This window comes from Bacillus sp. 95MFCvi2.1 (assembly GCF_000374965.1).
GTDB lineage: Bacteria > Bacillota > Bacilli > Bacillales > Bacillaceae_G > Bacillus_A > Bacillus_A pseudomycoides.
In genome coordinates this window covers 209,951-230,191 of record NZ_KB895696.1, presented here as the reverse complement: position 1 = coordinate 230,191, position 20,241 = coordinate 209,951, and the positions used below count along the sequence as shown (strand labels likewise).

The window sequence follows — 20,241 nt, the reverse complement described above, 5'->3', positions numbered from 1 at the left end:
TATCCATCATTGGCATGATATTCGGCATTTGGTTACTATCCATCATTGGCATGATATTCGGCTTTTGATTATTATCCATCATCGGCATGATATTCGGCATTTGGTTATTATCCATCATCGGCATGATATTCGGCATTTGATTATTATCCATCATTGGCATGATATTCGGTGGTGTTACTTGTGGAATAATAAGACTTTCTTTTGTCACATCCGGTGCAACTATATTACCCACATTTTCTTTTTGCACTTGTGGCGAAACAACATTACTGACGTTTTCTTTTTTCGTTTGCGGCGCAACTATATTACCTACATTTTCCTTTTTCGTTTGCGGCACCACTATATTACTTACATTTTCTTTTTTCATTTGCGGCGCAACTATATTACTTACATTTTCTTTTTTCGTTTGTGGTGACACTATATTACTTACATTTTCTTTTTTCATTTGCGGCGCAACTATATTACTTACATTTTCTTTTTTCGTTTGTGGTGACACTATATTACTTACATTTTCTTTTTTCATTTGCGGCGCAACTATATTACTTACATTTTCTTTTTTCGTTTGTGGTGACACTATATTACTTACATTTTCTTTTTTCATTTGCGGCGCAACTATATTACTTACATTTTCTTTTTTCGTTTGTGGTGACACTATATTGTTCGGTTTCATCTTATTAATAATTTGCGGGGCAATTAACTCGCTTCCTTTTTTTATTACATCTGAAATTTTATAGTCTTTTGCAGGCTTAATCGGTGGTTGTGGCGGCTGTGGTAATATATTCACTGAAAACTTTGTGCTTTCTTTTCCCACAGGTTTCTCTACCTTTTCTACAACTGGTGGCTTTTCAATTACAGCTGGTTTTTCAACGACAGGCGGCTTTTGAATAGGTACTTCTTTTTGAATAGGTATTTCTTTCTGAATCGGTTTTTCTTTTTGGATTGGTACTTCTTTCTGAATCGGCTTTTCTTTTTGAATGGGCATTTCTTTTTGCGGCTTCATTTGCATTTCTTTTTGCGTTTGCTGCATAGCCGGTTGCTGCGTAATCGGCGCAGATTGATATGGTGCTTCTTCTTCATCTTCTATTCCAAGCGGCGTAGGTGTCGCTGCAAATTCTTTTTGTTGTACCTCTTTTACATATTCTTTTGGAGGAGCTGAACCAGCACCCATATTTTTTTTCACATGCACACTGCTAGATGGCACTTTTATTTTCATACCTGGCATAATCAGATCGGGATTAGTAAGCTGCGTATTCGCCTTTTTTAACGTTTCAAAATCTACTCCGTACTTTTTCGCAATTTTCCAAAGGGTATCCCCTTTTTGCACGATATGAATTTTCAAATTTTCCCCCTCCTGTATTACTTATCTATAAGCCAAAATAATGTAAAGTGAAACTGTCCTCTATAATTTAACACTCTTGCTCTTACCATTTAGTCATACACAATATTGCACGAATATGAAAAAATACAATGATTCCCTCAACACAATGTATGACTGCAATTAGCTAATTATGTTTAATAAAAAAGCGACGGAAATCCGTCGCTTTTACACACGCTCTAACATACGATTTAAGGCAAGAACTGCTTCTTTTGTCACCTGCTTATCTACTTGAATAACATTGACTTCTTCTCCACGCTCTATCGTTTCTAACACCCACAATAAATGTGGTAAATCAATACGATTCATCGTTAAACAAGGACACATAAAAGGGTTTAATGAAATAATTTCTTTATCCGGGTGTTGATGAATAATCCGGTTTACTAAATTCATCTCTGTACCAATTGCCCATTTGCTTCCAGATGGTGCTTGTTCGATCATATCAATAATATACTTTGTTGACCCTGCATAGTCAGAAGCTGTTACCACTTCATAACAGCATTCTGGATGAACAATAATATTCATATCAGGATTATTTTTTCGTACGCTTCCAATATTTTCCACAGTAAAATTTTGATGAACCGAACAATGACCTTTCCATAAAATCACCTTCACATCTTCTATATTCCCATCATATTCTAATGAATCTGTATGCGGATCCCAAACCGCCATTTTATCTAATGAAATACCTAGGTCATACGCTGTATTTCTTCCTAAATGTTGATCTGGTAAAAAAACAAGACGCTCTTTTTGCGTAAATGCCCAAGATACCATTTTTTTTGCATTTGAAGATGTTACTGTCGCCCCGCCATTTCGTCCACAAAATGCCTTAATAGCTGCCGTAGAATTGACATATGTTAATGGAATCATCGTATCCCCAAATAACTGCGTAAGTTCGTTCCAAGCTCGTTCTGTTTGTTCGATATCTGCCATATCCGCCATGGAACAGCCAGCACGCATATCTGGTAAAATAACGACCTGTTCATCGGCCGTTAACATATCTGCTGTTTCAGCCATAAAATGCACACCGCAAAAGACAATATATTTCGCTGCTTTATTGCTAGCCGCTACTTGCGCAAGTTGCAATGAATCTCCCGCAGCATCTGAAAATTGAACAACTTCATCCTTTTGATAATGATGCCCTGGAATAAATAATGCTTCCCCTAATTTTTCTTTAATTTCACGAACGCGCTCTTCCATTTCTTGTACTGACATCGTTTGATAACGCTCTGGTAACATCGTTTCAATTAGCTGAACTTTCTCTAAAATACTCATTTGTAATCTCCCCCTCTAACCCTCTCACCTTAAACTTCAATATTAAAGCTAATATCTAACGCCTTTACAGAATGTGTTAATAATCCAAGTGAAATGTAATCTACCCCTGTTCCACCATAGTTCGATAAATTTTCAATTGTAATGCCGCCGGATGCTTCTGTCACAATTGTACTTGGAACAATTTTAGAAAACTCATGAACTTCTTCTGGTGTACGGTTATCAAACATAATAATATCCGCTCCTGCGGCAATCGCTTCGCGCACTTGTTCTTCTGTCTCCGTTTCCACTTCAACTTTCACCATATGCCCAAGCTTTTCTTTCACAGATGTAACAGCTTTTGTAATAGACCCTACAAAAGCAATATGGTTATCTTTAATCATGACACCATCGTATAATCCGAAGCGATGGTTATATCCGCCTCCGCAAACAACCGCATATTTATCAAACATGCGAAGCCCTGGCATCGTTTTTCTCGTATCACAAATACGTGTATGATCACTTTCTAGCGCCAGAACAGCTTTGCGCGTCATCGTTGCTATACCACTCATGCGTTGAATAATATTTAAAATTACACGCTCCGCTGTTAATAAAGATGCAATTGGTCCTTCGACACTTGCTAAAATCTCACCTTTTTCTACGAAATCTCCGTCTTTTTTATAAAGTGTAATTTGAATGCCGTCATCTAATAATCGAAATCCTTGTTCAATTACTGCTGTCCCTACGAATACCCCCGTTTCTTTCGCAAGGAACGTTCCCTTTGCCCTTAAATTATCAGGAAAAATAAGCTGAGATGTTACATCTTTTTCTCCAATATCTTCCAGAATAAATCTTTCTAATGCTTTTCTTACCTTTAACGCGTTCATACAATCCCTCTTCCCCTCATTACACAAGTTGTAAATTTCTATTAGCAAGAATAATTTTTTTCGTTACTTGATTTCGTCTTGGATAATCACCACGATAATGACCACCTATGCTCTCTTTTCTTTGCAGTGCCGCTTCTGTAATGAGCTGACAAACTGTTAGCATATTTATAATTGTTATATCTTCATTTGTAAAAGCTTCATATTGCATTCGAACACTTTGTATACGATAATGTTCAAACCATTGCTTCGCATATAATAAACTCTTTTCTGTTCGTACAATTCCTACGTACGTCATCATATGTTTTTGTATTTCTTTTTTCGTAGGTAACTGAGGAACTTTTGATATTCCATGTATTTCTTCGCTATTATTTATCTTTTCTTGTACCGGATGAGCTAAAATATGTGTTCCCATTCGTTTTCCAAACACAAGCCCTTCTAACAATGAGTTGCTCGCTAATCGGTTTGCACCATGCACACCGTTACAAGCTACTTCACCTATAGCATATAAATGCGGAATAGATGTTTCTCCATCACAATTCGTTTTAATGCCACCCATATGAAAATGAGCACCAGGAACAACTGGAATTCTATTTTTTTTTACATCTATACCATTCTTTTTGCATAATGCCGATACAGTAGGAAAACGTTCTTCAAAGTTTTGAATAGAAGAAATATCCAAGTATACACTTTCACCTGCAAGAAGCTGTTCATGAATCGCACGTGCCACTACGTCACGCGGTGCAAGATCATGTTGCGGATGTACATCCAGCATAAAACGCTGTCCTTTTTCATTTAACAGAACAGCTCCTTCACCCCGTACCGCTTCTGAAACAAGTCCACAGCAACGTCCGCCTACATATAGCATCGTTGGATGAAATTGCACAAATTCTAAATCAACAAGTTCGCCACCAGCTCTGTATACCATCGCGAGTCCGTCACCTGTAATCGTCTCGTCGTTAGACGTAAATGCATACACCCCTCCAACACCGCCTGTAGCTAATACAATATGTTCAGCATAGTAACGATGTATATTTCCTTCACTATCACGGGTCAAAACGCCCTTACATGTATCATTTTCTATAATTAAATCGAGCACCATTTCTCGCTCCACTACTGTAACGTACGGAGCGACTTCCTGAACCAAATGCTCTAATAAAATTCGTCCTGTTGCATCTCCACCAGCATGTAAAATACGTCGTTTTCGATGCGCACCTTCTTTTCCAAGATGGGGTCTGTTTTCATCTCCATCAAATTCCATCCCATTTGCAATGAGCTTACGAATCTCTTTCGGCCCTTCTTCCACTAAATATCGAACTGCTTCTTCATTGTTATAGCCACAGCCGGCCGCTATTGTATCTTCGTAATGATCATTCGCATTGTCATATGTAGCTACAGCTGCTGCAATTCCGCCCTGCGCTAAATGCGTATTGTTATTGCGGCCTGTTTTCTTTGTGATAATCATCACATTCTTTTCGTGACAAATCTCTTTCGCAACACTAAGTGCTGCAACACCACTTCCGATAATTAAGACATCTGCACTTGGCATGATCATTGCCTCCTAGTTTACACTTTTCAACTGTCTTGACACCTATATTTACATAGTTTTAAAATAATGACAAGAGTTTTTTAGAAAGTAATATTTTCACCAAGGAGTTTAACGAAATTCTCATACTATATAAATCCATTTTATTTTTTCGACATATAAATCGCTGCTATGAAGGAGAAAAGGGGACTTACACTCATTTTCTCTCTCTGTTTTTACTTGAGGCAGGAAGAGGATCTGACCGCTTCTACGCATGGCCGGATGCTCTCTCCCACCTAAAAAGAAAGGGTTTATGTCGGTTTTTTAATTTGAATTTATATACTTTAAAATAAAAAAACGAATGTAACTCTACTATAGAGAGGACTATACATTATGATATATCTTGACTATGCAGCTACAACACCAATGAGCAAAGAAGCGATTGACACATATACGAAAGCAGCACAGCAATACTTCGGTAATGAACAAAGTTTACACGATATCGGAGGGACAGCTTCTTCTTTACTACAAGTTTGCAGGGGAGCATTTGCACAAATGATTAGAGGAAAAGAACAAGGCGTATTTTTCACAAGCGGTGGTTCTGAATCTAATTATCTTGCAATCCAGTCGCTCTTAAATGCAAAAAGCGGCAAGCACATACTTACAACACCGATGGAGCACGCATCGATTCGCAGCTACTTTCAGTCATTAACAAAGCAAGGATATACAATCACGGAAATTCCTGTGGATTCATGCGGGCTTATTAACCTTAAGGCTTTAGAAGCAGCAATTACAGACGATACAGTTTTAGCAAGTATTCAGCACGGTAATTCTGAAATTGGAACCGTTCAACCTATCTCAGAAATTGGAGCACTACTAAAAAAACACCATATTTTATTTCATACAGATTGTGTACAAACATTTGGTAAACTCCCAATTGATGTCACAACGATGCAAATTGATAGCCTTTCTGTTTCCGCACATAAAATTTACGGACCAAAGGGTGTCGGAGCTTGCTATATAAACCCAAAAGTTCGCTGGGAACCAGTCTTCCCAGGGACATCTCACGAAAAAGGATTTCGCCCTGGTACAGTTAACGCTCCCGGTATCGCTTCGTTTCTGACAGCAGCAGAGCATATATTGGACGATCGTGAAGAAGAACGCGCTCGTTTTGAGCAATTACGATCCTATTTTACAGAACAATTACAAGCAATTCCCCTTGAAATTCAAGTAGAAGGACATTCTACTTCTTGTTTACCTCATATTATTGGGGTTACAATAAAGGGAATAGAAGGTCAGTACACGATGTTAGAATGCAATCGCCATGGCATTGCCATTTCAACAGGAAGCGCATGTCAAGTCGGCAAACAAGAACCTTCAAAAACAATGCTTGCAATTGGAAAAACGTATGAAGAGGCAAAACAGTATGTCCGCTTTTCATTTGGACGTCATACAACGGAAGAACATATTGATACAACCATTCATGCACTATGCACAATTGGAAATCAATTTTATAGAGGTGTTAAATTATAATGAAACAAAATGACCAGAAAAAGATTTTAGGAGAAGAAAGAAGACAGTTCATCTTACAATGGCTCCTTGCTGCTAACGAACCGTTATCCGGGAGTGAATTATCTAAGAAAACAAATGTCAGCAGGCAAGTCATCGTACAAGATATTTCCTTACTAAAAGCGCGAAACGAACCAATTATCGCAACTGCACAAGGATATTTATATTTAAAACCACAAGCAAAGAAAAATACATTTGAACGTGTTATCGTCTGCCAGCATAAACCAGATGAAGTACGCCAAGAATTAACATTGCTAGTCGACCACGGTGTTACAATTAAAGATGTAAAAGTAGAACATCCTGTATACGGCGACATAACAGCTTCTATTATGGTGAGCAATCGTTTTGATGTTGAACAATATTTGCAAAAAATTGAAGATACAAATGCTTCCTATCTATCTCAATTAACAGATGGCATCCACTTACATACAATTGAAGCAGATTCCACAGAAAAATTAAACGCTGCTTGTGATGCGCTAGATCGCGCTGGATTTCTTGTTTATTAAAATAAAAGCACAGAGAGTTTCATTCTTCTCTGTGCTTTTATTTATGAAATGATATAATATTGAAATCAATTGGTAAAGGAGAGATGATATGGGAATCAAACTCATTCACTTTAGCATTGGCAAACCAAAACAAATGCAATATGGAGAAAATAAAGAAATGACAACAGGCATCTGTAAAGACCTTACAGAAGAAGCCTTTCTATCAAAAGACGGATTTCTTGGAGATGGTGTAGCTGACCAAAGGTTTCACGGCGGACCTGATCGCGCTGTTTGTGTCTATCCGTATGAACATTACGCGCTATGGGAACAAGAATTTCAAACAACACTCCCACCCTCTGCATTTGGCGAAAATATTACCGTAACAAATATGTTAGAACATGATATTTTCATCGGCGATACATATCAATTAGGTGAGGCTGTCATTCAAATTACACAAGGCCGGATACCGTGTAGTACCATCTCAAAAAGAGTTGGCATCCCCGGTATTTTACCGCGCATTGTAGAAACCGGTTATACCGGCTATTTATGCCGTGTTCTTCAAGAAGGCGTTGTTCGCAAAGACTCACAAATGAAACTAATAGAGCGCCATCCAAATCAAGTTTCTATTCTGTTTTCTAACGAAGTATATTTTCATAGACGGAAAGATACAGAGGCAATGGAGAAAATTATTGCTGTTCCAGAACTAGCAGAAGCTTGGCGCGAGCAATTAGTAGATCGCTTAGCAAAATTGAAATAAACCTCACTGCATATGCAATGAGGTTTATTTTTGTTTACAACCAATAAGACGAATAACTCCCCAGCACCGTCACAGAAAAACCAAGTGCCTCAAGCTCCATGGTTACTCCTGGCAACAACACATCATCATATGCCTTATCCACATCAATTAAGAAAAAGTAATTACCAAGTCCCGTTTTCATTGGACGAGATTCGATTTTTGATAAATTTAATTTTCTCCATGCGAAAGCTGATAATACTTGATAAAGTGCTCCTGCATAATCAGCAGGTAACGTTATCATAAGTGTCGTTTTCTCCCCGCGGTTCTCACCATTTTTCGGTAGTAGTGCCCGCTGTTTTTTATGTAACACGAGGAAACGTGTATGGTTATTTTTATGCGTATGAATATTACGCTGCACAATTGCTAAATCATACTTCTCTGCTGCCGCTTCATTTGCAATTGCAGCGATCCTTTCTTCCGGATGTTCTTTCACATATTGCGCCGCTGCACTTGTGGAAGTCATATCCCGAACCGTTACACCTTTTAATTCTTCATTTAAAAACCTATGACATTGCGCAATCGCATGCGGATGAGAATGAACTGCATATACTTCTTTCCACACCTCTTCATAATCTGGATGCACAAGTAAATGTTGCTGAATAGGCACTGTAATTTCTCCTACAATGAAGAGCGGCTGCTCATGCACAAGATAATCAACAGTAATATTAACAGAACCTTCAATCGCATTCTCTAACGGTACAACTGCAAAGTCTACATTTCCATTTGCTGCAGCATCCATACAATCAGGAATCGTGCGATATGGCACATGCTCTGCCTCCGGAAAAAAACGACTCACCGCCATATTTGTAAATGTTGCTTCTGGTCCTAAATAGCCAACTCGAATCATCGTCTTTTCCCCTCTTTTTCGTTTTCTTACTGTTATACCATGAATATTTTTATTTTTCTATGTGAATTTTGAATATTTTAAAAAGACTAGCGTTTGCTAGTCTATATGTTTCATATATTCTTTTTGAGCGAAGAAGAAATAGATAGCTGTTGCTGCACAATATATACCGATGATCTTTATACTTGTAAATAGCACATTCATTTCCATTAAATTACTCAATGCATAGAAAGCAAATATACTATGCACTATACCGACCACAATAGGAATAAAAAATAAACTCCCCATTTGCCGTCTAACAATCCGTTTTATTTCTCCTTTCTCCATCCCTATTTTCATTAAAGACTGATACTCTTTACGATCCTGCTCAATATCTGAAAACCATTTAAAATATGTCATACTGCAAGTTGCTAAGAAAAAGAGAATACTAATAAATGATCCGATAAATAATAACACTGCTCCCCCTTCCTTAAATTGGATATATATACTGATCTTATTTCTCATCGAAGAAGAATAATCTGGAGACACTTTTCCCCTCACTTCTAACGCGAATTTTTTTTGCTCCTGCCAATTTGGAATATTATAACCATAATATACATATTTTTCATGATTAGGAATGACACTTTCCCATTGTTTAAACTGTTCATCCCGTACAACTAATAATTGATTATGGTGCCCAGCGCCATCTCCATTAAAAACCATATCTGATTTAGATTCATGCAATTTAATTTGATATGGTACTCCTAACATTTGAAAATAGAATATTTCCTTGTTATACACATCCTGACCATCAAAAGCCATTGGGTTTATAAATGTGCCATAACCTTTTTTATTGTTTACCATGCTTTTTCCTTGCTTCTTTGCTTCTTTGTTATAATCCGTTTGTGAAATAACTGTAATCGGAAACAGACGTCCGTCATGTGTTGTAATAAACTTTCCTGGTAATCCGATAAACTGTACTTTCTCTACATTTTCATAACCATATTTTTCAAATAGTACTAAGAGCTCATCAGGAGAAATCACCTCATGAGATTCTATTCCTTTTTCTGTATAGGAAATTTCATGAGGAAATGAAAACATAGCGCTTTTGGGAAGGTCAGAAAAATATGCATATGCAGTTCCTGTTGCTGTAATAACTGTTGCTGTCAAAATAGAAATGGAAAATAAAAACTTCGCATGATCTTTCAATTTATGCTCAAGGCTGCGAAGCACAAATAGATTTGGATATGTATAATAGATATTCTTCTGTTTTTGAAGTCCTTTCAAAACAAATAAACTGCCTTGAGTAAATAAAAAAATAAGTTCCTATAATTACAGTACTAAGGATTGGATAAAAGTAGAGAAATAACTCTCCTAGCGTTACTTTTACCGCAAAGGTATATCCACATAAAAGTAAAATAATCCCTAAACCAAATCGCCATTTCCCTACTTTAAAAACTCTACGTCCTTTCCTCTTATCCAATAATAAATCAACAATTTCTAACCTCCGCACATTCCACAAACCAAATAGTGCTAAAGAAAAAAACAGAATTGCATATACAACAACGGTAATCAAGAATGGTTTTATTTGAAAGATGAAATAAATCCTATTCTCTAAATCTAAGAGTACACTTAATGTCATTAAAAATAAATTTGAAAATAACATCCCAACCCCAATCCCAATACAAGTTGATACCAAGCCCACTACAGCCTGTTCTAAGAATAGTAGAATTGAGATTCTAGCATTTGTAGATCCCATTAATTTAAGCAATCCTAATTCTTTCTTTCTCGCATCAAGAAAAGTAGCATTAGAACTTAACATAAACAGTGCCGAGAACATAAGAATAAGATAACTACACCCTTGTAAACCTGATCGAATTCCAATGTGGACATTACTGTGTACAACTTCCGGATGATGAACAAAAGATGTATACATATAAAAAACTGCTACAGAAAAAGAGCTACTTAATACAAATGCTTTATAACTCCGCCAATTCCCCCTTATATTTTGTATCGCTAGCTGCCTGACATTCATCTGCATTCCCCCTGTAACCTGTTACACACGTAAAAAGCTAGAGGTTTCCCTAGCTTTTTACGTGTTTTAAATATCCTCTTTGTGCAATCATAAAGTAAATTGCCGAAGCTACAATATATGCTCCAATAACAATCGCACCTGATTTCCATAAATCTAAATAAAGCATTTTCCCTAATGTATGAAGAGCAAATCCGCTATGCAATGTACCAATGAGAATTGGAATAAAGAAAATGACTCCCATTTGGCGAATAGCAATTTTATGAATTTCTTTATCTGTCATACCGATTCTCTTTAATGACTTAAATTGAATACGATCTTGTTCTTTATCATTAAACCATTTAAAGTATGTCATGCTGCAAGCAAAGAAGAAAAATAGTACTGCTACAAAGAAACCGATGAACATTGTAATTGCCCCTTGTTCCTTTATTGCTTTATAAGTAAGAACTGAATTATGGAAATTCTGTTGTTGTTCTTGTGCAATTTCTTTTTTCAAGTCTACTACAAGATTCTCTGTTCCTTTCCAGTCTCCAATATAATATCCGTAATATTTTGTCTTTTCTTCATCTGATACAACCTTTGCATATTTCACAAAGTCTTGATCATTAACAATAAGGTACCCTTCATCGTTAAAAACAGATTGTGAAATTGGATCATTTAGCTTAATAGACTGTTTTTGTCCGTTCAGCGTGAACTCAAATGGTTTTGTACGATCTAACTTCACAAAGTCATTCATCATATCAATTAAAACCATCGTTGCGCTTCCTGGTGCATTATGAACTTCCTCTTTCTTTTGCTTACGTGCTTCTGCATTATATTCTTTTTCTGAGATAATACCTAAAGGCATCTCATGATTGCCATTCAACCCCTCTATTTTCTGTGTTGCTGGAAGTTTTACATATGTTACTTTTCGTGCATCTTCAAACCCATGATTTTTCAATAACTCTTGCATTTTCTCTTCACTAATGATGTTATGTGTATTTACTCCCTTTTCCTCATATGAAATAGCATGCGGCGTACTAGCTACTGTTTTATAACTCATATCTTCAAAGAATACATACAGTGTACCAACCGCGGAAGAAACAACAGCTGTAATAATGGATATAACAAAGAGAAAACGAGCATTATCTTTCATTTTATAAATAAGATTACTAAGTACAAACATATTGGGATATGTATAAAAAGATTTTTTTCGTTTTTGTAACACCTTTAATACAACAGTGCTACCTTGCGTAAATAGTAAGTACGTTCCTCCAATTGTCAGTCCTACAATCGGTAAAAATAGCATAACGAAATTCATAAGCGTAACTTGGAAACAAAGTACATACGCGACAATAATACATAATATCCCGACTACACATAGCCATGTAAATGCGAAAGGCTCTACTTTTTGTTTTCTTGCTTCTCTTAATAAATCAATAATTTGCAAACGACCGACCGTCCAAAGACCGAATAATGATAGGATGAAAAAGAGAACGAAGTATACACTAGCTGTAATCAGAACTGCTTTTCCATTCCATACAAGTGGAAGTGTTTTATCTACACCAAGTAATACACTTAAAGCTTGAAAGAAGAGCTTTGAACAAAGCATACCAAGAGCGATCCCTACTACAATTGCGATTACACCTAAAATCATTTGCTCTAGTATAATCATACGACCAAGCTGCGCTTTTGTTCCACCTATTAATGTTAATAAACCAAACTCCTTTTTTCTCGCTCGTAAAAACGTTGAGTTAGCATATAAAATAAATAGTGCTGAAAAGATGACAATGATATAGTTCATTGATTCTAGCCCTTTTGTAACCATCGTCTTCATGCTAATGTTTCCGCTCACTACATCTGGATGATAAATGAAGGAAGCGTACATGAAAAATACTAAGATTGATAAACAACTACTAATAAGAAAAGCTTTATAATTACGCCAATTTCCTTTTACATTATTAAGCGCGAGCTGGCGAAAGTTCATGATATTCCCCCCCTAGCATCGCAAGTACATCTAAAATTTCTTGGAAAAAGGCTTGCTTTGTTTTTCCTTTATGAATTTCTGAGAAAATTTCTCCATCGCGTATAAAGAGAATACGTTCGCAATAACTAGCTGCTACTGGATCATGTGTTACCATGGCAATTGTTACTTTTTTCTGTTCATGTAAATCTTGCAGTGCGCCCATTAAAGATTTCGCAGACTTAGAATCTAAATTCCCAGTTGGCTCATCTGCTAAAATTAATGTCGGTTCATGAATAATTGCTCGTGCAGCTGCCGCACGTTGTTGTTGTCCACCCGATACTTCATATACTTTTTTATTTAAAATTCCTTCGATATTTAAAAACTTCGCAATTTCAAGTACTTTCGTATCAATTTCTTTTACAGGGCGCTTCGCCATAACTAATGGCAAAATAATATTTTCTTTAATCGATAACGTATCAAGTAAGTTAAAGTCTTGGAAGATGAACCCTAAATGTGTACGGCGAAATTCCGCTAGTTTTGTAGCACGCATTTGACTAATCTCTTCACCATTCACATAAACATGGCCTGAAGTTTGCTTATCAATTGTTGCTAATAAATTTAGAAGTGTTGTTTTCCCACTTCCTGAAGGACCCATAATACCTACAAATTCGCCTTCTTCAATTTTAAAATTTATATCGTGTAAAGCAGTCGTTGCCACTGATCCTTTTGATTGATACACCTTCGTTAAACCTTTTACTTCAAGAACACTCATTTCTAAATCCCCCTATGTGCTTTCTTCTTACATTTACTATAAGAAAAATAAGAAAAAGAAACGAGTGATTTTCCTTACAAAACCGTTTGTTATCTTACAATTTTGTCATTTTTCTCATCAATGCATGATATTCTTCATCTTTTGCAAATTGGAATGTAAATGTTGTACTTTCTCCTTCGGTTGATTGCACGTAAATTCCGTGATGAAGATTATCACAAATTTCCTTTGTAATATATAATCCCATTCCTGTTGCTTCTCTTGTTTTTCTTCCATTTGTTCCTGTAAAGAATGGTTCAAAAACTCGTTTGATGTCTTGCTTTGGAATACCAATTCCAGTATCACAAATATGTAATAAAACTGTCTGTTCCTTCTCCTCTATTTGAAACTGAATTTCTTTCTTATCCACTTGCGAGATTTTTGTGTATTTAATTGCATTCATAACAATTTGATTGATTGCAATACTAATCCATTTTCGATCGGAAGCGATCGTACACGTTTCTTCTTCAAACATTACTTTCGGATATACAGAAGATTGAATGAAAGATTTTCGATTTTGGTTAATAACCTCTCGAACAACCTCTAGTACATTTACTACCTCCACTTTGTAATCTTTTGCAAACTGTTCTAACCTTGCCATATGTAACGCTAAATCTAAACCATGTAAAATACGATTATTTTCTTCACGAATACTTTCAACCGTTTCTCTTGCTTCGCGATGCGCTTTACCAAATTTCTGCAACAGTAATTCAATCACTGAAACTGGTGTTTTCATTTGGTGAATCCATTGGTTCATAAAGATCATTTGCTGTTGATCTTTCGCATGCTGCTGGTGAACCTCATTCATATATTGCTGTCTAAGCAAAATGAATGCTTCTACAATCATTTCTTGTTCAGCCGTATAGGAAGCATCAATTAATAAAGAGTCATGTAACGTATGTCCTCCAGCAATGTATTGTTCGATTCTGTTTAAAAACACGCTGCGTTTTCGATAATCATAAATCAGGTATATAATAAATACGATAGTCGCTAGTAAAAGGCCATACAACCATGTACTCCACTGTATCGATCGTTTCTCTAAAAGTCCTTGTAGTTGTAATACAAGTCCAAATAAGCAAAGGCTCACAATATATGAAACAATTAAAGGAAAACGATCAATGAGGTAACCCTTAAGCTTCATGCCCATCTCCCCACTCTGTAAGAAGTGCGTAACCGTATCCCCGCTTTGTTACGATTGCATTTACAATCCCAAGCTCCTCTAGCTTCTTTCGGACACGCTTTACGTTCACTGTTAATGTATTATCATCAACGAATGCTAGTTCATCCCATAATGCCTCTAAGAGCTCCTCACGCGTTACATATTGATTTGCCTGCTTCATTAAACACTCTAATAAATAAAATTCATTTTTTGTGAGCTCTATTTGTTTCCCTTGCCACTCAACTGTATGTTGTGATGGAAATAGCAGCAATCCCCTCACACCAAAGCAATCGCTTTCTGCCGATGAAGCATACTCACCGTATCCACGACGCAAGGCGCTTTTTACTTTCGCCATAACAATATCTAAATGGAATGGCTTTGCAATATAATCGTCACCACCGTTTTCAATTGCCATGACCTGATCCATTTCTCCGGTTCGTGCAGAGACAAAAATGATTGGTGCATTAGATACAGTTCGAATTTGACGACACCAGTAAAAACCATCAAAGTACGGGAGATTAATATCGAGTAAAACTAAATGTGGATTCACTTTCACAAATTCATCTTTTATATGGCGTAAATCTGCCACTCGAAATGATTGATAGCCATACTTCTCTAAATGTTCTTCTAATATCCCAGCAATCTTTTCGTCATCTTCTACAATTAATATTTTATACATATACTCCCTCTCCCTTGTTTCTTACTACGGAGTGACTATTTCTTTCATTCTTCTGAATTTAAAAATGAATATCTATTTTGATTTTCCAACGTATAAGTCATGGCTATGAAAAACAAAAGATGACCTCTACTTGCTTTCTCCTTTTGTTTTAACTTGGCATGGGGCAGAAAAAGGATCTGACCGTTTCTACGCTCGACCAGATCCTCTCTCCCACCTAAAGATTAGGCTTTCTAACGGTTTTTCAATCTGTATTTCTATCGCTTTGACTTCTAACATACAAATTGCGGCCTTGAAAACAAGAGGAAATCCCCACTCTTTTTCTCCCTCTGTTCTCACATGGCATGGGGCTCAAAAAGGCACTGACCGCTTCTACGCTCGACCAGATCCTCTCTCCCACCTAAAAATTAAGCTTTCTATCGGTTTTCCAATCTGTATTTCTATCGCTTTATTTACACTCCTTTCTCGATTATAAAAAAGACTGCCGTATTTTGGCAGTCTTAATCGATAAATTCGAATTGATATTCAAGAATTTTTACAATGTCACCATCTTTTGCACCGCGTGCACGAAGAGCTTCATCAATACCCATTCCGCGCATTTGACGAGCGAAACGACGTACAGATTCATCACGTGAGAAGTCTGTCATCTTGAATGTTTTCTCAATATCATAACCAGAAATAACAAATGTACCGTCACTTTCGCGTGTAATTTCAAACTTAGATCCTTCAGATTCAAATTTGTACATTACACTTGCTTCAGATTCGTCTACAACATCATGTACTGGGAATTCTGGTGTTGTTTCCACTAAGTTTGCTACTTCAAATAATAGATCACGAACACCTTGTTTTGTTACGGCAGAGATTGGGAAGATTTGAACTTCGTCTCCTACTTTCTCTTTAAATGCTTGTAAGTTTTCCTCTGCATCTGGCATATCCATTTTGTTTGCAACAACAACTTGTGGACGCTCCGTTAAACGCAGATTGTACTCTTTTAATTCAGCATTGATTGTAACATAATCCTCATATGGATCACGGCCTTCTAAACCAGACATATCAATAACATGCACGATAACACGTGTACGTTCGATATGACGTAAGAATTGGTGTCCAAGTCCCACGCCCGCATGTGCTCCTTCGATTAATCCAGGAAGGTCAGCCATAACGAAGCTGCGGTTATCACCAGTTTCAACAACACCAAGGTTTGGAACAATTGTTGTAAAGTGATATTCTGCAATTTTCGGACGTGCTGATGATACAACGGATAATAATGTTGATTTACCTACGCTTGGGAATCCAACAAGTCCAACATCCGCTAATACTTTTAATTCTAAGATTACATCACGTTCTTGACCTGGTTCCCCGTTCTCAGCGATTTCTGGTGCTGGGTTCGTCGGTGTTGCAAAACGTGAGTTACCACGGCCACCACGACCACCTCTTGCAATAACAGCTGATTGCTCATGCGTTACTAAATCCGCAAGAATTTGACCAGTTTCCTCATCTTTTACAACTGTTCCTGGTGGAACCTTTACGATTAAATCGTCAGCTTTACGGCCATGTTGCCCTTTGCTCATCCCGTGTTGACCGCGATCAGCTTTGAAATGACGTTGGTAGCGGAAGTCCATTAATGTACGTAAGCCTTCGTCAACAACGAAAACAACATCTGCACCTTTACCGCCATCGCCACCTGCTGGGCCACCCTTTGGAACATACTTCTCACGACGATACGCAACCATTCCGTTTCCACCGTCGCCGCCTTTTACATATATCTTGACCTGATCTACAAACATTATTTCACCACACTTTTTTCGATTGGTTGTAATATAACCGAGATTTCATCATCTCGCACTGTATAAGAAATGAAATACGATTCATTGTTTTGGTTTGTAAGCCACGTTTGTAGTTCTTCTACATTCGTTAGCTTGCCACGAAAATCAAAAAAGAAACGAGCATTCTCCGCGTCACATTCAATTGTGATACAAACATAATTTTCAACATAAACGTCTAAACTATGCTGAAGCATTGAGAAAAATTCATTCGTCCACGTACACACTTCTTCATCGTAATAAGATAAGTTATGTAATTTCCCTAATACTTCGTACTCCAATAAGCACGGCTGCTGTTTCCAATTATATGTTAAAATCCATTCTGAAAATAAAGGCATCGATAGCCCCATCAGATTGGATTCTTGTCTCGCTTCTTGGACAAAACGATCGATGAGCCCATGAATCTCTTCCACTCTTCCAAGGGAGAGGTTTCCTTTAATCATCTGCATACGATTGAGCCAATCATGCCTAGAATGACTCAACGCATCTATAATTGTCCATTTTTTATTCATCCAGATACCCCTTAATATAGAAAAACTCTAACCTGCACTCAGGTTAGAGTTTTCCGTGAGTTTCTTATGCTTCTTGAGCAACAGGATATACGCTCACTTGTTTGCGGTCACGGCCAAGACGCTCGAAGCGTACTACGCCGTCAACTTTCGCGTATAAAGTGTCATCGCCACCACGACCAACGTTAACACCTGGATAAATTTTTGTACCGCGTTGACGGTAAAGAATTGAACCACCTGAAACCGTTTGACCATCTGCGCGTTTAGCACCAAGACGTTTTGACTGAGAGTCACGACCGTTCTTTGTACTACCTACACCTTTCTTAGATGCGAAAAACTGAAGATCTAATCTTAACATACGTTACACCTCCTGCATTTTTTCTATTAAACGGATATACTTTCCGTAATCAAGTTCAATCGTCTTAAGCGAAACAACCAATCCTTCTAAAAGCGTTTGAGCTTTCTCTGCTGTATGAGCATCTAAATCATTAGGCAACTCATACGTTAAGAATCCACCATCACTTCCGAGCTCAATAGTTGCTTGCACATTACAAAGTACTTCCACTGCATTTATAGATCCAAACACGACCGCAGTTGTTCCAGCACAGACAAGGTCTTGTCCATGTGGTGCATAATCGGCATGCCCAGTCATTTTAAATGATTGGATACTTCCTAATTTCGTGCGACTTATCGTAATTTTAATCATCTTAACCAGAATTAAGCGTTGATTGCTTCAATCACTAGCTTAGTGTAAGGTTGACGATGACCTTGTTTCTTACGATTGTTCTTTTTCGCTTTGTATTTGAAAACGATGATTTTCTTAGCGCGACCTTGTTTTTCAACTTTCGCAGTAACTGTTGCACCTTCTACAACTGGGCTACCAACTTTCACGTTTTCGCCACCAACGAAAAGAACTTTGTCAAAAGTAACAGTTTCACCAGCTTCAGCATCTAATTTTTCAATGTAGATTTCTTGACCAGCTTCAACTTTAATTTGTTTTCCACCTGTTTCGATAATTGCGTACATACTTGCACCTCCTCATAATTACTAAGACTCGCCAAAACGAGGTAGACATAAAATGCCTTTTTGGAACCTGTCTTGTGCGGTTGTAGCATATAGCAGTTTAGGTGCTATAAACTATAACATAAAGATGTTATCACGAAACGTTGACTATTGTCAATAAATGTTCTGCTAACTATTTTTACGCAGCATCATTTCTTGCCTCGTTCCAAATCGAATAATTGCATATTTCTCAGCTTCTTCATCTGTGAAATAAACTTGGAACGGTATATTTTTTTGCAATTCTTTTTGTAAAAATATTTTTTGTACTTCTTTTGAAGCTGCAATTAATACCGCCTCGTCCTCCGAACTACTATATGTAACAAGTTCTCTTTCTAGCTCGTATGCAATTGATTCATGAGACATTACATATCCTGTCGCCTGGCACGCTGAGCAATCGTCTAATAATACATCACGGAGCGAGTGTTTTTTTCGCTTACGTGTCATTTCTAAAATACCGAGCTCTGTAAATCTAAGAACACGTGTATATGTACGATCCCTTTGTAATGAGGAAATGAGCCTCTCTCTTACTTTTTCTTTATTTTCTTCTTTTTTCATATTAATGAAGTCAATTAAAATCATACCACCAATATCACGCAGTCTTAATTGACGAGCAATTTCTTCCGCAGCTATTTCATTCGTCCGTAATACCGTATCTTGCAAGTTCTGCTTTCCAGTAAATTTACCGGTGTTCACATCAATTACCGTCATTGTCTCCATTTGCTCAATAATTAAATAAGAACCGTTTGATAACCACACTATTTTTTGCAGTGCTTTTTCAATCTCACGCTCCACACCATAGTGAATGAACATAGAAGTTGTTTCATTGTAAAACGAAACCTTTTCTTTTCCTACTTTATCTTGCAATTCCGGTACTATACTGCGTGTATCTACAATTACTTTTTCAATTGTTTCAATCGGATTTTCTTTAAATACACGATCTAAAAAGGTTGCTGGACGATGGAGTAATAACGGTGCCTTTCCATGCTCTTCTTTTCTTTTTAATTCTTTATACAGATCTTGAAAATGTTGCATTTCAATCTGCACTTCATCAATTGCACCTTTGTCACAAGCTGAACGGAAAATATAGCCTCCGGTTCCCTCTACTTGAATTTCAAGCAATTGTTGCCGTTTTTTATTATTTTTTATTTTCCGGGAAACAGCGCGCATTTCATCATAAGGCATATAAACGACATATTTCCCGGTAAATTCTACATTCGCTGTTAATTTTGGCCCTTTTGTATCAATCGCTTCTTTTACCACTTGCACGAGCAATGCTTGTCCTTCGTGCACTCGATATGATGATGGAACATCGTCATATGAAAGATAGGCATGTTTTTCTAAACCGATATTTACAAACGCTGCATTCATCCCAGCAATCGTTCGTACGACACGTCCCACATAAATATGCCCAATAATCTCTTGCTCTTGATTTCGTTGCCATAAAAGCTCAACAATCTTTTGTTTTTCTTCTACAGCAACCCGTTTTTCCGAACCAGTATAGTTGATGTATAACGTCTTCAAA

Annotated in this window: 20 protein-coding genes and 1 other annotated feature; of the genes, 3 read left to right on the top strand and 17 right to left on the bottom strand. The window is 37.1% G+C overall.

What is annotated here, in order from left to right; translation table 11 throughout:
* The 4 genes from safA to nadB all read right to left on the bottom strand — a co-directional run.
* On the bottom strand, positions 1 to 1,336 hold a 1,336-nt coding region (safA, locus tag C568_RS0112590), incomplete at its 3' end, for a SafA/ExsA family spore coat assembly protein (protein WP_018781693.1).
* A gap of 204 nt (positions 1,337 to 1,540) precedes the next feature.
* Positions 1,541 to 2,647 (bottom strand): quinolinate synthase NadA, encoded by a 1,107-nt coding sequence (gene nadA / locus C568_RS0112585; RefSeq protein ID WP_018781692.1) that lies wholly within the window; start codon positions 2,645 to 2,647, stop codon positions 1,541 to 1,543.
* Positions 2,648 to 2,676: 29 nt separating this feature from the next.
* On the bottom strand, positions 2,677 to 3,510 hold the full coding sequence (nadC, locus tag C568_RS0112580) for a carboxylating nicotinate-nucleotide diphosphorylase (protein WP_018781691.1): 834 nt from the start codon (positions 3,508 to 3,510) through the stop codon (positions 2,677 to 2,679).
* 19 nt (positions 3,511 to 3,529) lie between these two features.
* Positions 3,530 to 5,056: an L-aspartate oxidase gene (nadB, locus tag C568_RS0112575; protein ID WP_018781690.1), complete on the bottom strand. Its 1,527-nt coding sequence runs from the start codon at positions 5,054 to 5,056 to the stop codon at positions 3,530 to 3,532.
* Between the two features lie 366 nt (positions 5,057 to 5,422).
* Between nadB and C568_RS0112570 the strand changes: the two genes are divergently transcribed.
* The 3 genes from C568_RS0112570 (at position 5,423) to C568_RS0112560 (ending at position 7,843) form a co-directional block, all read left to right on the top strand.
* Positions 5,423 to 6,565 carry an IscS subfamily cysteine desulfurase gene (locus C568_RS0112570; protein ID WP_029427232.1) on the top strand — a complete coding sequence of 381 codons (1,143 nt, stop codon included), beginning with the start codon at positions 5,423 to 5,425 and terminating at the stop codon, positions 6,563 to 6,565.
* Positions 6,565 to 7,107 carry a transcription repressor NadR gene (locus C568_RS0112565; RefSeq protein WP_003208602.1) on the top strand — a complete coding sequence of 181 codons (543 nt, stop codon included), beginning with the start codon at positions 6,565 to 6,567 and terminating at the stop codon, positions 7,105 to 7,107. The genes C568_RS0112570 and C568_RS0112565 overlap by 1 nt, the downstream gene beginning before the upstream one ends.
* A gap of 88 nt (positions 7,108 to 7,195) precedes the next feature.
* Positions 7,196 to 7,843 (top strand): MOSC domain-containing protein, encoded by a 648-nt coding sequence (locus tag C568_RS0112560; protein WP_018781689.1) that lies wholly within the window; start codon positions 7,196 to 7,198, stop codon positions 7,841 to 7,843.
* Positions 7,844 to 7,877: 34 nt separating this feature from the next.
* Here the strand turns inward: C568_RS0112560 and pheA are convergent, their stop codons facing one another.
* From pheA to C568_RS0112495, 13 genes are all read right to left on the bottom strand, one after another.
* Positions 7,878 to 8,729, bottom strand: a complete 852-nt coding sequence (pheA, locus tag C568_RS0112555) for a prephenate dehydratase (RefSeq protein ID WP_003200865.1) — start codon at positions 8,727 to 8,729, stop codon at positions 7,878 to 7,880.
* 96 nt (positions 8,730 to 8,825) lie between these two features.
* Positions 8,826 to 9,938: an ABC transporter permease gene (locus tag C568_RS35340; protein WP_231398729.1), complete on the bottom strand. Its 1,113-nt coding sequence runs from the start codon at positions 9,936 to 9,938 to the stop codon at positions 8,826 to 8,828.
* Positions 9,922 to 10,740 carry an FtsX-like permease family protein gene (locus C568_RS35335; protein WP_231398727.1) on the bottom strand — a complete coding sequence of 273 codons (819 nt, stop codon included), beginning with the start codon at positions 10,738 to 10,740 and terminating at the stop codon, positions 9,922 to 9,924. Before C568_RS35335 ends, C568_RS35340 begins: the two co-directional genes overlap by 17 nt.
* 49 nt (positions 10,741 to 10,789) lie before the next feature.
* Positions 10,790 to 12,703 carry an ABC transporter permease gene (locus C568_RS0112545; protein WP_018781688.1) on the bottom strand — a complete coding sequence of 638 codons (1,914 nt, stop codon included), beginning with the start codon at positions 12,701 to 12,703 and terminating at the stop codon, positions 10,790 to 10,792.
* Entirely contained in the window at positions 12,678 to 13,454 is a 777-nt protein-coding gene (locus C568_RS0112540) for an ABC transporter ATP-binding protein (protein ID WP_006096061.1), read from the bottom strand. Before C568_RS0112540 ends, C568_RS0112545 begins: the two co-directional genes overlap by 26 nt.
* A 94-nt stretch (positions 13,455 to 13,548) precedes the next feature.
* On the bottom strand, positions 13,549 to 14,631 hold the full coding sequence (locus C568_RS0112535; protein WP_018781687.1) for a HAMP domain-containing histidine kinase: 1,083 nt from the start codon (positions 14,629 to 14,631) through the stop codon (positions 13,549 to 13,551).
* Complete coding sequence (locus C568_RS0112530) at positions 14,621 to 15,328, bottom strand: response regulator transcription factor (protein WP_003200854.1); 708 nt, start codon at positions 15,326 to 15,328, stop codon at positions 14,621 to 14,623. Before C568_RS0112530 ends, C568_RS0112535 begins: the two co-directional genes overlap by 11 nt.
* A 497-nt stretch (positions 15,329 to 15,825) precedes the next feature.
* Positions 15,826 to 17,112: a GTPase ObgE gene (gene obgE / locus C568_RS0112520; RefSeq protein WP_003200852.1), complete on the bottom strand. Its 1,287-nt coding sequence runs from the start codon at positions 17,110 to 17,112 to the stop codon at positions 15,826 to 15,828.
* On the bottom strand, positions 17,112 to 17,660 hold the full coding sequence (locus C568_RS0112515) for a sporulation initiation phosphotransferase B (protein ID WP_018781686.1): 549 nt from the start codon (positions 17,658 to 17,660) through the stop codon (positions 17,112 to 17,114). The genes obgE and C568_RS0112515 overlap by 1 nt, the downstream gene beginning before the upstream one ends.
* 64 nt (positions 17,661 to 17,724) lie before the next feature.
* Positions 17,725 to 18,015, bottom strand: coding sequence for a 50S ribosomal protein L27 (rpmA, locus tag C568_RS0112510; RefSeq protein WP_000944957.1), 291 nt, complete (start codon positions 18,013 to 18,015; stop codon positions 17,725 to 17,727).
* 3 nt (positions 18,016 to 18,018) lie between these two features.
* Positions 18,019 to 18,363 carry a ribosomal-processing cysteine protease Prp gene (locus C568_RS0112505; RefSeq protein ID WP_006096063.1) on the bottom strand — a complete coding sequence of 115 codons (345 nt, stop codon included), beginning with the start codon at positions 18,361 to 18,363 and terminating at the stop codon, positions 18,019 to 18,021.
* A gap of 11 nt (positions 18,364 to 18,374) precedes the next feature.
* A complete protein-coding gene (rplU, locus tag C568_RS0112500; RefSeq protein WP_003200848.1) occupies positions 18,375 to 18,683 on the bottom strand; it encodes a 50S ribosomal protein L21 in 309 nt (102 codons plus the stop codon).
* Positions 18,684 to 18,697: 14 nt separating this feature from the next.
* Positions 18,698 to 18,775 (bottom strand) — a sequence feature (ribosomal protein L21 leader region).
* A gap of 73 nt (positions 18,776 to 18,848) precedes the next feature.
* Positions 18,849 to 20,240, bottom strand: coding sequence for an Rne/Rng family ribonuclease (locus C568_RS0112495; RefSeq protein WP_018781685.1), 1,392 nt, complete (start codon positions 20,238 to 20,240; stop codon positions 18,849 to 18,851).
* Position 20,241 lies beyond the last annotated feature (1 nt).